This window comes from Psychromonas sp. SA13A, from assembly GCF_011378715.1.
Lineage (GTDB): Bacteria > Pseudomonadota > Gammaproteobacteria > Enterobacterales > Psychromonadaceae > Psychromonas.
Genome location: NZ_WTKU01000006.1, coordinates 122,877 through 141,875, shown reverse-complemented (window position 1 = coordinate 141,875; position 18,999 = coordinate 122,877). Strand labels below are relative to the sequence as shown.

Annotated in this window: 14 protein-coding genes; 13 read left to right on the top strand and 1 reads right to left on the bottom strand. The window is 37.7% G+C overall.

The annotated features are described in order from the left end of the window. Positions 1 to 53: 53 nt before the first annotated feature. From crl to GQR44_RS08010, 3 genes are all read left to right on the top strand, one after another. On the top strand, positions 54 to 428 hold the full coding sequence (gene crl, locus GQR44_RS08020) for a sigma factor-binding protein Crl (RefSeq protein WP_166371055.1): 375 nt from the start codon (positions 54 to 56) through the stop codon (positions 426 to 428). Positions 429 to 689: 261 nt separating this feature from the next. Further along, positions 690 to 1,799: a glutamate 5-kinase gene (gene proB / locus GQR44_RS08015; protein WP_166371053.1), complete on the top strand. Its 1,110-nt coding sequence runs from the start codon at positions 690 to 692 to the stop codon at positions 1,797 to 1,799. Between the two features lie 42 nt (positions 1,800 to 1,841). Beyond that, complete coding sequence (locus tag GQR44_RS08010) at positions 1,842 to 3,089, top strand: glutamate-5-semialdehyde dehydrogenase (RefSeq protein ID WP_166371051.1); 1,248 nt, start codon at positions 1,842 to 1,844, stop codon at positions 3,087 to 3,089. 210 nt (positions 3,090 to 3,299) lie between these two features. Here the strand turns inward: GQR44_RS08010 and xseA are convergent, their stop codons facing one another. Continuing rightward, a complete protein-coding gene (gene xseA, locus GQR44_RS08005) occupies positions 3,300 to 4,628 on the bottom strand; it encodes an exodeoxyribonuclease VII large subunit (protein WP_166371049.1) in 1,329 nt (442 codons plus the stop codon). 177 nt (positions 4,629 to 4,805) lie between these two features. Between xseA and guaB the strand changes: the two genes are divergently transcribed. The 10 genes from guaB (at position 4,806) to aceE (ending at position 18,956) form a co-directional block, all read left to right on the top strand. Next, positions 4,806 to 6,272: an IMP dehydrogenase gene (gene guaB / locus GQR44_RS08000; protein WP_166371047.1), complete on the top strand. Its 1,467-nt coding sequence runs from the start codon at positions 4,806 to 4,808 to the stop codon at positions 6,270 to 6,272. A 190-nt stretch (positions 6,273 to 6,462) separates the two neighbouring features. Then, a complete protein-coding gene (gene guaA / locus GQR44_RS07995) occupies positions 6,463 to 8,043 on the top strand; it encodes a glutamine-hydrolyzing GMP synthase (RefSeq protein WP_166371045.1) in 1,581 nt (526 codons plus the stop codon). Positions 8,044 to 8,243: 200 nt separating this feature from the next. Then, positions 8,244 to 8,789, top strand: a complete 546-nt coding sequence (gene ampD / locus GQR44_RS07990; protein ID WP_166371043.1) for a 1,6-anhydro-N-acetylmuramyl-L-alanine amidase AmpD — start codon at positions 8,244 to 8,246, stop codon at positions 8,787 to 8,789. Positions 8,790 to 9,499: 710 nt separating this feature from the next. Continuing rightward, positions 9,500 to 10,786: a glucose-1-phosphate adenylyltransferase gene (gene glgC / locus GQR44_RS07985; RefSeq protein WP_166371041.1), complete on the top strand. Its 1,287-nt coding sequence runs from the start codon at positions 9,500 to 9,502 to the stop codon at positions 10,784 to 10,786. A 665-nt stretch (positions 10,787 to 11,451) separates the two neighbouring features. Further along, positions 11,452 to 11,925 carry a hypothetical protein gene (locus GQR44_RS07980; protein WP_166371039.1) on the top strand — a complete coding sequence of 158 codons (474 nt, stop codon included), beginning with the start codon at positions 11,452 to 11,454 and terminating at the stop codon, positions 11,923 to 11,925. Between the two features lie 35 nt (positions 11,926 to 11,960). Next, positions 11,961 to 12,887, top strand: a complete 927-nt coding sequence (locus tag GQR44_RS07975; RefSeq protein ID WP_166371037.1) for a tripartite tricarboxylate transporter substrate binding protein — start codon at positions 11,961 to 11,963, stop codon at positions 12,885 to 12,887. An 82-nt stretch (positions 12,888 to 12,969) separates the two neighbouring features. Beyond that, positions 12,970 to 13,446: a tripartite tricarboxylate transporter TctB family protein gene (locus tag GQR44_RS07970; protein WP_166371035.1), complete on the top strand. Its 477-nt coding sequence runs from the start codon at positions 12,970 to 12,972 to the stop codon at positions 13,444 to 13,446. Positions 13,447 to 13,455: 9 nt separating this feature from the next. Then, entirely contained in the window at positions 13,456 to 14,946 is a 1,491-nt protein-coding gene (locus GQR44_RS07965) for a tripartite tricarboxylate transporter permease (RefSeq protein WP_166371033.1), read from the top strand. Positions 14,947 to 15,349: 403 nt separating this feature from the next. Continuing rightward, on the top strand, positions 15,350 to 16,099 hold the full coding sequence (pdhR, locus tag GQR44_RS07960) for a pyruvate dehydrogenase complex transcriptional repressor PdhR (protein ID WP_166371031.1): 750 nt from the start codon (positions 15,350 to 15,352) through the stop codon (positions 16,097 to 16,099). 196 nt (positions 16,100 to 16,295) lie between these two features. Continuing rightward, positions 16,296 to 18,956 carry a pyruvate dehydrogenase (acetyl-transferring), homodimeric type gene (aceE, locus tag GQR44_RS07955; protein ID WP_166371029.1) on the top strand — a complete coding sequence of 887 codons (2,661 nt, stop codon included), beginning with the start codon at positions 16,296 to 16,298 and terminating at the stop codon, positions 18,954 to 18,956. Positions 18,957 to 18,999 lie beyond the last annotated feature (43 nt).

The following is an 18,999-nucleotide window of genomic DNA, read 5'->3' as shown; positions in this document are numbered from 1 at the left end:
TATATTGAAGATATTATTGTTCGCTATTAAATTATACAAGGAAGCCTCTTAACATGTCAGATACTCTTATAAAGGGACCATCACGTGGGCGCTTATTCAAATTATTTACTGATTTTGGACCTTTTTTCCGTAAATTAAAATCAGATGAAAAAACGTTCTTTTTTGATTGTTTAGAAATATGTGTTGATGATAAAAAAGAGCCAGAGGAAAGAATCTTTTTAGGCTGGTGGGCGGAATTAACACGTAATGGTAATACATTTACTTATCAGCGCTTTAATGGACTGTATGATATTGAAGGCAATTGGGTTAGCAATAAAATAACTAAAAAAGAAATGCTACAAATTGATCAATCATTTAATACTTTTATTGAAAAATTAACTGAAATGATTGATGTCGAAGTGGGCTATGAATTAACAGAGCAGATATAGCTAGTTAGATGTTCAACTTTCTGCCTAGAAGCTAATCACCTCACAACTTGCTGAACTTTGCATCTTGAATGGTAACGGGTATATATGCGTAAGTTTTAAGCTCCCTCTATTTTTGCCCCTTTAATTTGCGCAATAATGGTATACTAATCAACAGCAGCTATTTAAGTTGCTGTTTTTTTTTGAGCTCAATGACGGTTATTATTGGTAGATCACCTCATATAAATTGAGCTTTTTTATTTTTCTGAAATGAAGCATAAATAAATGAACGCGAATAAAAAAACAATTGTAATTAAATTGGGTACCAGTGTATTAACTAGCGGAACAGCTAAGTTAGACCGAGCGCAAATGGTTGAAATAGTTCGCCAGTGCGCGATATTACATCAACAAGGTCATCCTATTGTAGTGGTCACTTCAGGCGCAATTGCTGCAGGTAAAGAGCATTTAAATATGCCCAATATTGAACCCACTATTGCCAATAAACAGATGCTAGCCGCAGTGGGGCAAGGGCAGCTTATTCGGGAATGGGAAAACCTATTTAAAATATATGGGTTACATGTTGGACAAATGTTGCTTACACGTGCAGACCTAGATGATAAAGGTCGTTTTCTCAATGCACGTGATACACTTAATACGTTACTAAAACATCGTATCGTGCCATTAATAAATGAGAATGATGCTGTTGCTACACGTGAAATAAAAGTAGGTGATAACGATAATTTGTCGGCATTAGTCGCTTTATTAGCTGATGCAGATCAGTTGATACTATTAACTGATCAACCCGGGTTATTTACAGCCGACCCTCGCAGTAACCCTGATGCAAAATTAATTACAGAAGTAACTGAAATAACAGAAGCTATTCATAGCATTGCCGGCGGAAGTGTTGGTGGGTTAGGAACGGGAGGTATGGCAACCAAGATCGAATCGGCGACGGTTGCTAATCGAGCAGGTATTGAGGTAGTGATTGCCTCTGGCCATCGTAAAAATGTTATTTTAGACGCCGCTAATGGTCTACCAGTTGGCACAAAATTTGTGTCTGCAAATAACCGTTTAGAAGCAAGGAAAAATTGGATCTTCGCTGGCTCTCGCCCAGCAGGATTGATTTTTGTTGACCCAGGAGCAGAGCACGCCATTATTAACGGTGGTAGTAGTTTACTTGCAAAAGGTATTAGCTCTGTGCAGTCGCACTTTTTACGAGGTTATGTGGTCTCAATTTGCAACCATAAAGGTAAAGAGATTGCGCGCGGTATCGTGCGTTATAAAAGTGTCGATATAGAACGAATTAAGGGACAACATTCAGATCAAATTGAAAAAATATTAGGTTATGAACACGGTACTGTTGTTATACACCGTGATGACCTAGTTATTTTATAATAAAGACTCGTTAATTATGGAGTCTGTTTTAAAGGAGTAGAAATGAATTTACAACAAATAGGTCAACAAGCGAAAGAAGCAAGTTACGAGTTGGCAATCACTGATACGACTACAAAAAATGCAGCGCTTGAAGCGATTGCGATTGAATTAGAAAGTAATGCGGCAGAAATAGTCGCAGCTAATCAAAAAGATATTGAAGCAGGTAAAGCGGCTGGATTAACCGACGCTTTATTGGATCGCCTGTTATTAGATGAAACCCGCTTAGCCGGTGTTATTAGTGATTTACGTAGTGTGATTGGACTTTCTGACCCAGTTGGAGAAGAATTTGATAGTAAGCTATTAGAAAATGGCTTAAAACTTTGTAAGCGCCGTGTACCTGTAGGCGTGTTAGGTGTTATTTATGAAGCGCGTCCTAATGTAACCATTGATATTGCTGCATTGAGCTTGAAAACGGGTAACGCTAGTATTTTGCGTGGTGGTAAAGAAACCATTAACTCTAACTTAGTGCTCGTTAAGTTTATTCAAAGCGCATTAGTAAAAGTAGGCTTACCAAAAACGTCTGTGCAATATATAGAAAATACAGATCGCGCATTAGTAGGCGAGTTATTAAAATTAGATAAATACGTGGATATGATCATTCCTCGTGGTAATGCGGGCTTACAAAAATTCTGTAAAGAGAATAGTACTATTCCTGTGATTATTGGTGGTATTGGTATTTGTCATTTATTTGCAGAGAAAACGGTTAATGTTGAAAAAGCCTTAGCGATTATCGAAAATGCTAAAGTACAACGTCCAAGCGTTTGTAATGCGTTAGATACGTTATTAGTAGAAGCTGATATTGCTGAGACTTTCTTACCTAAATTGGCTGCACACTTATTACCGCTAGGTGTTACGTTAGTGGCAGAAGAAAAAGCGAAAGCTATTTTAGGTGATGATGCACAGCTTGCTCAAGAAGGCGACTTTTCACGTGAGTGGTTATCTCTAAACTTAGGCGTTAAAGTGGTGGCTAATTTACATGAAGCCTTGATGCATATCCGTGAGCATAGCTCTGAACATTCTGATGGCATTTTGACCAATGACTTTACCGTGGCGAATAAATTTATCAATGCGGTTAACTCGGCGGCGGTTTATGTTAATACCAGTACTCGGTTCACCGATGGCAGCCAATTTGGTTTAGGCGCTGAAGTAGCAGTATCAACCCAGAAGTTACATGCACGTGGGCCAATGGGCTTACCTGAATTAACTACCTATAAATGGATCGGGACCAGTGATAATTTAATCCGTTCTTAGGAATGTAATACGAAGCTAAATTTTTAGCTGAAATAACTAAAAAGGGCTTGATACAATTTGTATCAAGCCCTTTTTGTTTTTTATTAATTAATACATTTACTTAGACTGTAACAATCAATCAATCAATCAATCAATCAACCAAACAACCATATAATTACATGTTTACATCAGGACAGTTTTAAAATAACTACAGTTTTAAAGCAACTACAGCTAAATAACCTGCGCTTTAAACTGCCCTTTATCAAGGGTCACTTCAACTGTTTCTCCTACTTTGAGTTTTGCAGGATCAGTGCTTACCTTGCCTTTTTCATCTTTAACTATTGCATAACCACGGGCTAAGGTTGCTAGTGGACTAAAGGCATTTAGTTGTTGTATTTGATGATGTAAGTTCTGTTCCGCGTTATTTAATTTTGCCGTCATTGCTTGTGTTAATTGACGTTTTAATTGTTGTTGCTTTTGCAGTTCAATATTAATGTGATGAGCAGGACTAGCCTGTTGTAATCGATTTTTTAACTGTGAAGTCTGGTGTTGTTGCCATTGCATTTTTTGTTGCATAGCATGTTGTAAGCGTAAACTTAATTCATCTAAGTTTTGTGCCTGCTGTTGTAATTTATGTTTAGGATCGTGTTGTAATAAGGTTTGTTTTAATACACTTAGCTGGTGGGTCTTATGTTGCAGCCTATTTTGTATAGACTGCTTAAGGCGTGCGACTAAGTTATTGAGTTGAGTAGAAACAAAGGTTTTATGTTGACTTACTAACTCAGCTGCTGCTGATGGCGTCGCAGCTCTGAGATCGGCAACAAAATCACTAATGGTTACATCTATCTCATGCCCAACAGCGCTAATTACAGGTAATTGGCTATTATAAATAGCATAGGCAACATCGGGCTCATTAAAGCACCATAAGTCTTCTAAAGAGCCGCCACCACGGCCGACGATTAACACATCACATTCATTACGAATATTCGCTAAGGCAATTTGAGCCGCGACGGAGAATGCACTACCTTGTCCCTGTACTTGAGTCGGATAAATAACCACTTGCAAACGTGGATCTCGACGTTGTAAAACACTCAGTATGTCATGTAACGCAGCACCGGTTGATGAAGTAATAATGCCGACACGTTTGATAATCTCAGGTAAAGATTTTTTTATCGCTTCAGAAAATAAACCTTGCGCAGCTAATTGGCATTTTAATTCTTCAAATTGTTGTTTTAATAATCCATCACCTTCTGGTGCCATGGTTTCTGCGATTAACTGATAATCTCCACGTGCTTCGTACAAGCTTAATTTTCCACGCACTAATACTTGTTGCCCGTGTTTAGGTGTAAACCCCGCACGGCTATTATTGCCTCTAAACATGGCACATTTTATTTGCGCGCCATGATCTTTTAACGTGAAATACCAATGCCCTGAAACTGCGATAGTTAGGTTAGAAATCTCACCAGATAACCAAATCACCCCTAATCCTGTCTCCAGTAAGGATTTTGCGGCTTTATTGAGTGAGCTTACGCTGTAGATGTTGTTGTTTTTTATCGCCATAACAAAAAATTTTACCAATTAAATCAGGGGCTAAATATTAACACAGTAAAAACTGTGTATAAAAACATAAATTGTATTGTACTTATCATAATTTACGATTAAAATCCCACCGCAATATCATACCCAAGCAATTTTGGGTATATCTAAAATGCTCCCAACTATAAGTGAGATATTGCAATGCTAAGAATAGCAAAAGATGCGTTAACATTTGACGATGTATTATTAGTGCCAGCCCACTCGACAGTACTACCTAACACTGCCGATCTAAGAACTCAATTAACAAAAAATATCTCGTTGAACATTCCTGTCGTTTCTGCGGCAATGGATACAGTTACAGAGGCACGCTTCGCTATTGCTTTAGCTCAAGAAGGCGGCATGGGCTTTATCCATAAAAATATGTCTATTGAAGTACAAGCTGAACAAGTTCGTTTAGTAAAAATCCACGAAAGCGGTGTGGTAGCTACGCCTATTACTGTTTCTCCTTCTACAACCCTGGGTGAAATTAAAGAGTTAACTGAAAAACATGGTTTTGCCGGTTACCCTGTAGTTGAAGACTCTGGCGAATTAGTCGGTATCATTACTGGTCGTGACGTCTTATTTGAAACTGATTTAACAAAACCTGTTTCTGCTGTAATGACAATAAAAACCGACCTAGTTACTGCAAAATCGAATACTCCTCGTGATGAAATCGAAGCTTTAATGCATAAACACCGTATCGAAAAAGTTTTATTAACAGATGATAACTTTAAGCTTAAAGGCATGATCACTGTTAAGGATTTCCGTAAAGCAGAGCGTAAACCAAACGCATGTAAAGACGAATTAGGTCGTTTACGTGTTGGTGCCGCTGTAGGTGCTGGTGCAGGTAATGAAGAACGTGTTGATGCATTAGTAGAAGCGGGTGTTGATGTCTTATTAATTGACTCTTCTCACGGTCATTCGCAAGGTGTTTTAGATCGTATTAAAGCAACTCGCGCAGCATACCCAAACCTAGAAATCATTGGTGGTAATATTGCAACAGGTGACGGTGCTAAAGCATTGGTTGCTGCTGGTTGTAGCGCTGTTAAAGTAGGTATCGGCCCTGGTTCAATCTGTACTACACGTATTGTTACAGGTGTAGGTGTTCCGCAAATTACTGCTATTTCAGATGCAGTGGATGCATTACAAGGTACTGGTATTCCTGTGATTGCTGATGGCGGCATTCGTTTCTCAGGTGATATTGCTAAAGCACTGGCTGCTGGCGCATCATGTGTGATGATGGGAAGTATGTTTGCTGGTACTGAAGAATCGCCAGGTGAAATTATTTTATACCAAGGTCGTTCATACAAATCATACCGTGGCATGGGCTCTTTAGGCGCGATGTCTCAAGGTTCATCGGATCGTTACTTCCAATCTGATAATGCAGCAGACAAGTTAGTACCTGAAGGTATTGAAGGACGTGTTGCTTATAAAGGTAAAGTAAAAGAAATTATTCATCAGCAAATGGGTGGCGTACGTTCATCGATGGGGCTGACCGGTTGTGCAACGATTCAAGAAATGAATACTAAAGCAATGTTTGTAAAAATTACCAGTGCAGGTATGGGTGAAAGCCACGTGCATGATGTTGCTATCACTAAAGAAGCGCCTAACTACCGTAGTGGTGGTTAATTAATGTAATAAGCGTTCAGGTTTGTGTAATGTAGAAAGCGGCTTAATCGTTAGCAAATGACATTACACAATAACACTGAACATCTTATGCCGTTAATTTAGCTTCATTAAAGCATCAATTTAAAGACGATATTTATCGTCTTTTATTATTTTTAGCAATAAAAATTTAAGTAAGATAAAGGACAATATGATGAGTACAAATATTCATGAGCAACGCATCCTAATATTAGATTTTGGTTCTCAATATACACAGCTAATTGCACGTCGTATTCGTGAAATTGGTGTTTACTGTGAGCTTTGGAGCTGGGATGTTGACGAACAAGACATCAAAGAATTTAATCCTAACGGTATTATCCTTGCGGGTGGTCCTGAAAGTGTAACCGCTGAAGGTTCACCACGAGCTCCTGAATATGTATTTAACGCTGGTGTGCCAGTATTAGGTATTTGTTACGGTATGCAAACTATGTCGCATCAATTAGGCGGCGCAGTGATTAAAGGTGAAGGCGAGGGTGAGTTTGGCTACGCAAAAGTTGAAGTGCAAGCTGAATCTGCTTTCTTTAATTCGATTGAAGATGCGATTTCAGAGCAAGGCAAACCTTTATTAGACGTATGGATGAGCCATGGTGATAAAGTGTCAGCTATTCCTGCTGATTTTATTACGGTTGCTAATACTGCGACTTGTCAATTTGCTGCTATTGCCAATGAAGAAAAACATTTTTACGGTGTGCAATTTCACCCTGAAGTAACACATACTCGCCAAGGTGAGCGTATGTTACGTAATTTTGTCGTTGATATCTGTGGCTGTGAAACACTATGGACGCCTGCATCAATTATCGATGATGCAGTGGCTCGTATGAAAGAACAAGTCGGTGATGATGAAGTTATTCTAGGTTTATCTGGTGGTGTTGATTCATCGGTGGTGGCGATGTTATTACAACGTGCTATTGGTGATAAGCTGACCTGTGTTTTTGTTGATAACGGTTTATTACGTTTAAACGAAGGCGCGCAAGTAATGGATATGTTTGGTGATCATTTTGGATTAAATATTATCCATGTTAATGCTGAACATCGTTTCCTAGAGCAAATGGCTGGCGAAAGTGATCCTGAAGCGAAGCGTAAAATTATCGGTCGTGTATTCGTTGAGATCTTTGATGAAGAATCTAAGAAATTAGCCAATGCAAAATGGCTTGCACAGGGCACTATTTACCCTGATGTAATTGAGTCAGCAGCTTCTAAAAACGGCAAAGCACATGTTATTAAATCTCATCATAATGTTGGTGGGTTACCTGATGATATGGCGATGGGCTTAGTTGAACCTTTACGTGAATTATTTAAAGATGAAGTACGTAAAATTGGTTTAGAGTTAGGCTTACCATACGATATGCTATACCGCCATCCATTCCCTGGACCAGGTCTAGGTGTGCGTGTACTAGGCGAAGTGAAGAAAGAGTACTGTGATTTATTACGTCGTGCAGATGCTATCTTTATTGAAGAGTTACACAAAGCAGAGTTATACCATAAAGTAAGCCAAGCCTTTGTTGTATTCTTACCTGTACGCTCTGTGGGTGTAATGGGTGATTGCCGTAAATATGACTGGGTTGTGTCATTACGTTGTGTTGAAACTATCGACTTTATGACGGCTCGTTGGTCACACTTACCATATGAATTAATCGGTCACGTATCTAACCGTATTATCAATGAAATTGATGGTATCTCACGTGTTGTTTATGATGTATCAGGCAAACCACCTGCGACGATTGAATGGGAATAACCATTAATAGAAAGTAACTATTTATTAGAAAGTACTATTTAATAAAAAGTAACTATTTCATAGAAAGTGCTACTTAATAGAAAGTACTATTGAAGTTAAGTTAGGTTATGATCTATAACTATAAAAGGTGGCTACTTAGCCACCTTTTTTGTTGGATTTTTTACTTTTTAGCTTACGATTTGTTTTGATGAGGAATAATAATGATCAACTCACTTGGTTTATTGAGTACTGCACAATTCATTAAAAGCCCATTTTATAATCAACGTCCTGTTGAGGCTGACATTAGTTTATTAGTGATCCATTGCATTAGCTTACCGGAAGGGCAGTATGGTACTGAACATATTAAGAACTTATTTACAGGATGTTTAGATTGCGCAGCTGACCCTAGTTTTGTTGATTTGCAAGGATTAGAAGTGTCTGCGCATTGTGTCATTCGTCGAGACGGTTCAATAGAACAATATGTTCCTTTTACAAAGCGTGCATGGCATGCCGGTATTTCGAACTTTGAGGGGGTAGCAGGTTGTAATGACTATTCAATTGGTATCGAGCTAGAAGGAACTGATTGCACTGCCTACACAGAGTTACAATATCAAGCGTTAGTTGATGTTACGTTACAAATACAACAGCAATACCCTTTAATTACTAAGCAACGTATCGTTGGCCATAGTGATATTGCACCTAGGCGAAAAACCGACCCTGGTAGTAAATTTGATTGGCACTCTTTTAAGTTAAGCCTAGCCCTTTAAGCTACGTTTAGCGCTTTAAATTATTTTTAGGGCTTTAAATTACGTATAGAACTTTCAGTTATTTTTAGAAAAATAATTCTCGTTCAGAGAACGTTATCAGCAGTGTTTAGAAAACAATCTCGGTGTTTACTAGAGTGGATGAAGTTACCTAGGTCTATGGTAAACTTTTCATTTGTTATCAACGCTGATGCGGAGTAACACCAATCAGTTCATCTCTTTGATTAAAAATTTAAGTGCTGCATTGCCCTGAATCCTTATGATTAGATATTCAATAATCAACTAGCTGACCTTAACTATCTTTCCTTAATTATCTTTTCTTAACCATCTTTTCTTAACTACCTTTCCCTAACAAATTCATCACTCTTCATTCATCACTCTTCATTCATCACTTAGGGCATCAAAATCACGATTAACGGTGGTCTTAGAGTGCCACTACAACCTTATCGTTTAGATCTTATTGTTTGATTTATTTTTTATGGTTTTTCAGGTGTTAATTGTTAGTTTTTCTATGCTTGTATTTGATTCTGATTATCTAGTAACTGTTTGTTAAGTAATGTTTATATATTATTAATTTGATCTAGATCAATAGGTGAATTTTTGTTGCAATTTTCAGCTTGCTTGTTTAACTTATAAAGCGCTAAATAGTTATATATTGCTTTAATGTTGACTTTTATTGTGATTGATTAAGGTTTAGCTAAAGGGAGGGGAGTATGTTGAATAACGATCAACGATATATAAGTAATTTGAGTAAAGATACCTATGCAATTATTTTAGCGGGAGGGCGCGGTAGTCGTTTATTTGAGCTAACTGATCGTCGTGCTAAACCCGCCGTTTATTTTGGTGGCACATTTCGTATCATCGATTTTCCACTTTCTAATTGTTTAAACTCAGGTATTGGCCGTGTAGGGGTTGCAACCCAATATAAATCACACTCTTTAATTAGTCATATTCATCGTGGATGGGGTACTTTTAAGGCTGATCTATCAGAATTTGTTGAGGTATTACCAGCATCGCAACATAAAATGAATGATTGGTATTCAGGCACTGCCGACGCAGTTTATCAAAATATAGAGATTATTCGCACTCACAAACCTAAGTACGTTTTAATTTTATCTGGTGACCATGTTTACCGCATGGATTACGGTAAGTTACTTATGCAACATGTAGATAATAAAGCGGATATGACGGTGTGTTGTATTGAGGCAAGCATTGAAGAGGCTGCGGGTAGCTTTGGTGTGATGACGGTGGATGAAACAGGTAAAGTGATTGCATTTAATGAAAAACCAAGCTCCCCTAATGAAATCCCCGGTAAACCTGGTTTCTGTTTAGCATCAATGGGAAATTATGTTTTTAATACTGATTTTCTATTTGAGCATTTAAATAAAGATGCGGCTAATCCTAACTCAAGCCATGATTTTGGTTTAGATGTTATTCCTTCTATTATTAAAGAATATAATATATTTGCTTATCCCATTGAAGACCCTGATGCAGACAAGCAAGCTTATTGGCGTGATGTGGGTACAATAGATTCACTTTGGGAAGCTAATATGGAGTTAATAGAGCCTGAGCCACAGTTTGATCTTTATGATCGATCATGGCCTATTTTTACTTACCAAAGCCAGTTACCTCCTGCTAAATTTATCTTTGATAATGAGACTCGTCGAGGTACCGCACTTGATTCCACCGTGGCTAGTGGTTGTATTATTTCTGGATCAACTATTCGTAAATCAATATTATATTCAAGTGTACATACCCACTCTCACAGTTTAATCGAACAATCGGTATTGATGCCGGAGTGTGATATCGGTGAGAACTGTAAATTGTTTAGAGTTATTGTTGATGCTAACTGTCATATTCCTGCAGGGTTCATTATTGGTTATGACAAAGAAAAGGATGTTGCTAGAGGCTTTCGAGTCTCAAATAAAGGCGTTACTTTAGTGACTAGTACGATGATTCATGCTCTCACTAAAAAAGAAAAGCAGCTTATGGCACATTAAATCGTGCATTGTGCAGACAAAGATGATGTCTGCACTGATCGTGCGTAGCTAATACTATTAAATTGCGTTTATTAAATTACTGGCTATTAACGACCTACCTATTAGACCCCCTATCTATTAGTTTCCTATCGATTCATCTCTTATCAATTGTAAATTTTGCGATTAAATCTTCATTTATTAAATTATCGCAAAGTGAAGTCATGTATGACATTTAATTTTTTTTAGTACAGGAAAATTGTAATAATGAGTCGAGATGTAAAACTTGTTTATTTAAATAAATACCTCGTTGTTACCTTTATTCTATATATGATCATAATATCACCCTACTTAAAATGTAATTTATAGAAACACCTAATCATTGCTTTTTTAAACGATTAAATCTAAGGATGAGGAGTGATGTGAATTTAAGTTTATGATTTTGTTATAAATTAAATTTATTTCCTAAAGCGCATATCTCTTGTTAATTAACTTTTTTATGTAAATTTGCTTTTAAAAGTTAGATTCTAGTAAGTCAATTCTTGTCACTAACGATTACTTCTAATTTGAGGTATAGCTCTCATAATCGGTTGTGTAACAAGAGCCAACTCACAAAAATTACCGCGCTTACTTTCGATTATATAATACTACAATACTATTAAATAATATCTAAACAGAAGGAATATGACGTGATATCGCACAAGCAGTTAGCAATTGATGCAGTTGAGTTAGTGACCCCTGCAATTGAACGCCTTTTTGAGAGGACTAATCGAAAAGAGCTTCATATTGTCATTATGGACCCGACTATAAAACCATGGGAGTCATGCTTTGAAGATGCCATTTTGTATCAGTCTTCTCTCGGTAACCCTGAACAATGGACCATTCCATTTGATCAGCTTGCTAGAAAAAAAGCACATCAAGCATGGCGAGAAGGTAGTGCCAATATGAATCTTCAAACATTGCATCCAACATCGTTGCACCAAGGTGACGTCCTTTTTTATGGATCATTTGTTTACGGAAATATTGTAGTTGCTTGCAGTGGCGTCGAACAGTGGTTTGATATGTTAGTAAGTGGTTGGATTGCTGTAGCTATTGAACAGTTAGCAATACATGACTATCAAACGACAAAAGTAAAAAATCCAACTCAAACCTATAGAGATTAATTAGTAGAATTTATTTAATACAAAGGGAATATAAAATGAAAAAGTTATTGAAAACAGCCTTGATCAGCGCCGGATTATTAATGTCAGCAAGCTCTTTTGCTGCTGATTATCCATCAAAAAACATACGCTTAATTGTGCCGTTTGGCGCAGGTGGTGGTACTGATGCAGTAGGGCGTACATTAGCAAATAGCGCTAAAGATATTCTAGGTACAAGTATTTCAGTCATGAACCGCACAGGTGGTGCAGGTGCAGTGGGCATGAGTTTTGGTGCTCGTCAACGTGCTGATGGTTACACATTAACCGTGGTAACTCGTGAAATTGCTTCTTTACCGCAAATGGGATTAATGCAAAATACCGCCGACGATTTTAAATTAATTCGTATGGTTAACTTAGATCCTGCTGTTATTTTAGTACCTGCTGATAGCCCATTCAACACGGTTAATGACTTAGTGGCTGAAGCTAAAAAAATGCCGGGTAAAGTTAAATTTGCATCAACTGCTGCACCAAACTTCTACTTAATGGCTCTAGAGCAATCGCAAGATATTAAACTTAATGCTGTTCCTTACAATGGTTCATCGGAAGCGATTCCTTCTGTATTAGGTCACCACACACAAGTCACTATGGTAACGCCTGGTGAAGCAATCGCACAATTACGCTCTGGTCAACTTAAAGCACTAGGCGTGATGTCGGAAGAACGTATTTCTTATATACCTGATGTACCAACATTAAAAGAGCAAGGTATTGATGCAACTACGGGTACATGGCGCGGTATTGGTGCACCGAAAGATACACCAGATGAAATCATTGAAATCTTAGGTAATGCCTTTGACCAAGCAATGGCGTCGGCAGAATTTAAAGACTTTATGGCAAAAGGTGCGATGACAATTCACCCACTTAAAGCACAAGAGTTTACTGATTTTGTAAAAAAAGATGAGAAAGTGTTAAGTCAATTTATTAAATAACCCCTACTACAAAAACCAAGGAATAGGCCTTGGTTTTTGTTTCTCATGACTAAGCGCAATAGCGTTTATTAGCGAGTTTATTATGCTTAATCGTAATATTTTTTTTCCCAGTTTAATTATTTTACTGAGTCTTATCTTCTTAGTGTTTATCTCTCAATTTCCTGAGCCTCGATACCAAGATGCACCCGTTGGAGCTGGCTTTTTTCCTGCCGTAATAGCGGTCCTTCAGATTATTATTTGTAGCGTGTTAATTTTTCAATATAAGCAAAAACAAAACAATCAACAGGCAGATAAGCAAAAACAACAAGAAACAAACGAGATCCCACTAGTATCCAAACATTCCATTTTTGGTTTTACGCTGTTGATTGGTTATGCCGCGCTGATAACGCTAGTCGGTTACTTACCAGCTAGTTTGGTTGGTTTTACTTATTACTTGGTCTATTACCGAGTGAAAAAACCACTTTATTATGCAATTGCGTGGATATTTGTATTCACTATCTATTTTCTGTTTGGTGAAGTTTTTGTTATTTCACTGCCAGAAGGTTTACTTTTTTTCTAGGTTATTATTATGACAGAATATTTATTAAGCGGTTTTGCTTCTGCGTTTAGTATGGCGGTTTTCCCTGTCCTAGTGTTTGGAGTATTGGGGGGCGTAATATTAGGTGCCTTACCCGGTTTAACTGCAACCATGGGGGTAGCTATATTACTACCTTTTACTTTTGGTATGGACGCAACACCCGCATTAGTGATGCTGATTGGTGTCTACATCGGTGGTATTTACGGCGGTTCGATTGCAGCTATTTTATTAAAAACACCAGGCACTCCCGCTTCAGCAGCTACTGTGTTGGATGGGCATACCATGGCTATTAAAGGCTTAGCAGCAAAAGCGTTAAGTATTGCCGCGGTGGCTTCTTTTATTGGTGGATTAATCAGTACCATAGTATTAATTGCGGTAGCGCCTATTTTAGCTGACTTTGCACTACGTTTTAATGCGCCAGAATATTTTGCATTAGCCTTATTTGGTTTAACTATTATTGCCAGTGTCTCCGCTAAAAACATAATGAAAGGTTTGTTAGCAGGGACCATCGGATTGTTGGTGTCAATGGTGGGTTTAGACCCTATTAGTAGTGTGCCCCGCTTTACTTTTGGTGTAATGGACTTATACAGTGGTATTAATATTATTCCGGTGTTAATTGGTTTGTTTGCGATTGCAGAAGGGTTAAATCAGCTAGAAAAAATGTCTAGCGATAAACAAGAGATGCCGCCTAAATTTAGTTACAAACTACTTAGTTTTGCTGATTTTAAAAAGATATTACCGACCACCATAAAAAGTGGTTTAATTGGTACTTCAATTGGTTCTGTTCCCGGTGCCGGTGCAGACATTTCAGCCTTTGCTTGTTATAACGAAGCTAAGCGTGTGGCGAAAAATCCAGAAGAGTTTGGTAATGGTTCAATGCATGGATTAGCGGCAGCAGAGTCTGGTAATAATGGTGTTACTGGTGGTTCTTTAGTGCCGCTACTCACTTTAGGTGTACCAGGTGATGCGGTATCAGCTGTATTATTAGGTGCTCTAATAGTACAAGGATTAACACCTGGGCCGTTGCTGTTTACACAAAACCCTGAAATTGTTTATGGTATTTTTAGCTCGATGATTGTGGCAAATATTGTGATGCTGATTATTGGTTTTCTGGGTATTCGCTTCTTTTGTCGAATTATTGAAGTGCCAAAAATCCTGATGATCCCGATTATTATCTTTTTGTCTGTGATCGGTGCTTACGCTATCAATAACTCTATGTTTGATGTGGGTATTGCTATTACTTTTGGTTTATTAGGCTTCCTATTAAACAAATTAGATATTCCTTCATCACCTATTTTATTAGCGATTATTTTAGGGCCGATGGCAGAAACAAACTTACGTAAATCATTGATTATGTATGAAGGCAGTTGGTCTTTTTTATATGACCGTCCGATTGCTTTAGCATTTATTTTGTTTGCTATCTTCTCGGTTTATTCAACGATTAAGCTTAAAAAGAAAGAGCGTCTAGCAGAGAAAAAGTAAGTGTTCCATAAGCTAATTTTTTAATATAATAAAGGCCCAGTGAAAGATTGCTGGGCTTTTTCTTATTAATAATTGGCGTTATCTTTGTATTGATTATTTAGCGCATGAAGTAGGTTAAAAATAATGTTAATTTAACGCTTTATTTGTTTTATAAAAGTGATCTTATTTTTTCTTTTTTTTGTCATTAATGCAAATGGTCTTACCAATTGTTTGTTTTCTAGCAACTTCTAGGTATAACTGCCTTTATTCATCATTTAAGTTTGATTTGGATCATAAAATTCTAGACATAAATTGTTAATTTTGTTAATTTCTATGCCTAATTATTAATTGGTAATACCATTTTACATTTTGATGTTATTAATGCATCTCAATAACCTGTGCGATTAACTGATTTAGGGCTTTCATGACTTACGCAAAAATTAAACAACCTAAGCTTGCAGATGTGATTGAATCACAGCTAGAAAGCATGATTTTAGAGGGGAGTTTAGAGCTAGGTGAGAAGTTGTTACCTGAACGTGAGTTGGCTAAGCAGTTTGATGTATCTCGTCCTTCATTGCGTGAAGCTATTCAACGTTTAGAATCCAAAGGTTTGTTAACACGTCGTCAAGGCGGTGGTACTTATGTTAAAGAAGAGCTACGAGCACAATTAACGGATCCATTATTTGAATTATTAAATACCCACCCTGAATCAAAGTATGACCTATTAGAATTTCGTCATGCAATTGAAGGGTTTTCTGCTTATTACGCTGCTTTACGTGGCACTTCTGATGACTTTAATAAAATAAAAACAAGTTTCACTGCTATTGATATCGCTAATGCTGCTGGTAACATCGAACAAGAGATTGCGTCGGTTGCGCAGTTTTATCTTGCGGTTATTGAAGCATCGCATAATGTGGTATTTTTACATTTAGCGCGTGGCATTAATCCATTATTACATCGTAATATCTCGGATAATGTTAAACAATTGTATTTATATCCTGAAGTGGCTAAAAAAATTCATCAACATCGTTTACAGTTAGTGGATGCTATTTTATCAAAGCAACCGATGAAAGCGAAAGAAGCATCAGATCAACATCTGAATTACATTGAAGAAACACGTTTAGTTATGTTATGCGAAGAGAGTGCCTTTAAACGCGAGTTAGGTGGCTTTTGAAAAAAACTGCCGTTTTATAGTATAACGGGCACAGTTTTACTGTGAAAATATACTTATATAAATAACTATTTAGATTACTTATTGCCGAAATGGCATACAAACGTGCTGTGAAGCAGGTAGTGGTTAATGTAAATAATTATAAAACAACGCTTGGCTTTCGAGCTGAGATTATCTAGTGATATAGAAGGAAAGTGTCATGACTGACATCCTAAAAGATATTGATGCGCAAGAAACTTCTGAATGGCTTGAAGCATTATCAACCATTCTTGAAGATGAGGGCTCAGAACGTGCTCAATTTATCCTTGAGCAAGTGATGGATAAAGCACGTAAAGAAGGTGTTAATTTGCCACACGGCATTAACACTAATTATGTGAATACTATCCCATCTGACCAACAACCTGTTTACCCAGGCGATCTAAAAATAGAACAACGTATTCGTTCAATCATTCGCTGGAATGCGATCATGATTGTTATGCGTGCTTCTAAAAAAGATTTAGATCTTGGTGGACACATGGCTTCTTATCAGTCAGCTGCTGCATTTTACGAAGTATGTTTTAACCACTTTTTCCGTGCTCCAAATGAAACAGATGGCGGTGATTTAGTTTATTACCAAGGTCATATTTCTCCTGGTATTTATGCGCGTGCATTTCTTGAAGGTCGCTTAACTGCTGAACAGTTAGATAACTTCCGTCAAGAAGTAGATGGTAAAGGTTTACCTTCTTACCCGCACCCTAAACTACTTCCTGAATTTTGGCAGTTTCCTACGGTATCAATGGGTCTTGGCCCAATTGCTGCTATCTACCAAGCGCGTTTCTTAAAATACCTTGACGGTCGTGGTTTAAAACCAACGTCTGCACAACGTGTTTATGCGTTCTTAGGTGATGGTGAAATGGATGAGCCAGAATCTCGTGGTTCATTATCTTTTGCTTCTCGTGAAAAATTAGATAACTTATGTTTCTTAATTAACTGTAACTTACAACGTTTAGATGGCCCAGTAATGGGTAACGGTAGCATCATTCAAGAGCTAGAAGGCCTATTTACAGGTGCTGGTTGGAATGTTGTTAAAGTTATTTGGGGCGGTAACTGGGATGCCTTAATTGCTAAAGATACGTCTGGTAAATTATTACAGTTAATGGAAGAAACTGTTGATGGTGATTACCAAACATTCAAATCTAAAGACGGTGCTTATGTTCGTGAGCATTTCTTCGGTAAATACCCTGAAACAGCTGCACTAGTTGCAGATATGACCGACGAGCAAATTTTTGCACTTAAACGTGGTGGTCATGATTCATCTAAACTGTACGCTGCATTTAAAAACGCAGAAGAGACAGCGGGTAAACCAACAGTAATTCTAGCTAAAACAGTTAAAGGTTACGGTATGGGCGCTGCGGCTGAGGGCAAAAATATTGCTCACGGCGTGAAGAAAATGACTGAAGAGCATATCGAAACGTTACGTGATCGTTTAGGTTTACAAGACTTATTAAGTGATGAGCAAGCTGCAACACTGCCTTACTTAACACTTGAAGAAGGTTCTGAAGAGTACAACTACTTACACGGTAAGCGTGAAGCATTATTAGGTTACACACCTAAGCGTCTTCCTAAGTTTACTGAAAAACTAGCTGTGCCTGAATTAGATAAATTCTCAGCGCTATTAGGCGAGCAAAAACGTGAAATTTCAACAACAATGGCTTACGTACGTATTCTAAATATATTGTTGAAAGATAAAGGTATCGGTAAAAATATCGTTCCAATCATTGCCGATGAAGCGCGTACTTTTGGTATGGAAGGTTTGTTCCGTCAAGTGGGTATTTATAATCCGCATGGTCAAGATTACATTCCTGAAGACCGTGGCGTCGTTTCTTACTATAAAGAAGCAACGTCTGGACAAGTATTACAAGAAGGTATCAATGAACTAGGTTCTATGTCTTCTTGGGTTGCTGCTGCAACGTCATACAGTACTAATGACTTACCAATGATTCCATTCTACATTTACTACTCTATGTTTGGTTTCCAACGTATTGGTGATATGGCATGGATGGCGGGTGATCAACAAGCACGTGGTTTCCTATTAGGTGCTACTGCTGGTCGTACTACATTAAACGGTGAAGGTTTACAGCATGAAGATGGCCACAGCCATATTCAAGCAAATACTATCCCTAACTGTATTTCTTATGACCCAACATTTGCGTACGAGCTAGCGGTTATCGTTCAACACGGTATTGAGCGTATGTACGGTGAGAAACAAGAAAACATATATTATTACTTAACGGTAATGAATGAAAACTATGCAATGCCAGCTATGCCAGAAGGTGCTGAAGAAGGTATCCGTAAAGGTATTTACAAATTTACTTCATTGCCTGGTAAGAACAAAGTACAGCTATTAAGTTCTGGTACCATCATGAACGAAGTACGTGCTGCTGCGACTATTCTAAGTGAAGAATATGGTGTTGCTTCTGATATCTTCTCTGTGACTTCATTCAATGAATTAACACGTGACGGTCAAGACGTTGAACGCTTTAACATGTTAAACCCTGAAGCTGAGCAAAAAGTACCTTACATCACATCTGTATTAGGTGATGAGCCAACGATTGCTGCAACGGATTACATGAAAAACTATGCAGAGCAAGTACGCGCATTTATCCCTGCTGATTCATACAAAGTACTAGGTACTGATGGTTTCGGCCGTAGTGATAGCCGTGAAAACTTACGTCGTCACTTTGAAGTTAATGCCGGTTACGTTGTTGTAGCTGCGTTAACTGAGTTAGCAAAACGTGGTGATGTTGAACGTAAGGTCGTTACTGAAGCGATTGCTAAGTTTGATATCGATGTAAACAAAATCAACCCATTATTTGCATAAATCAGTCTCGGTGTTAGTCAAACCTAACACCGACTTTTATTGA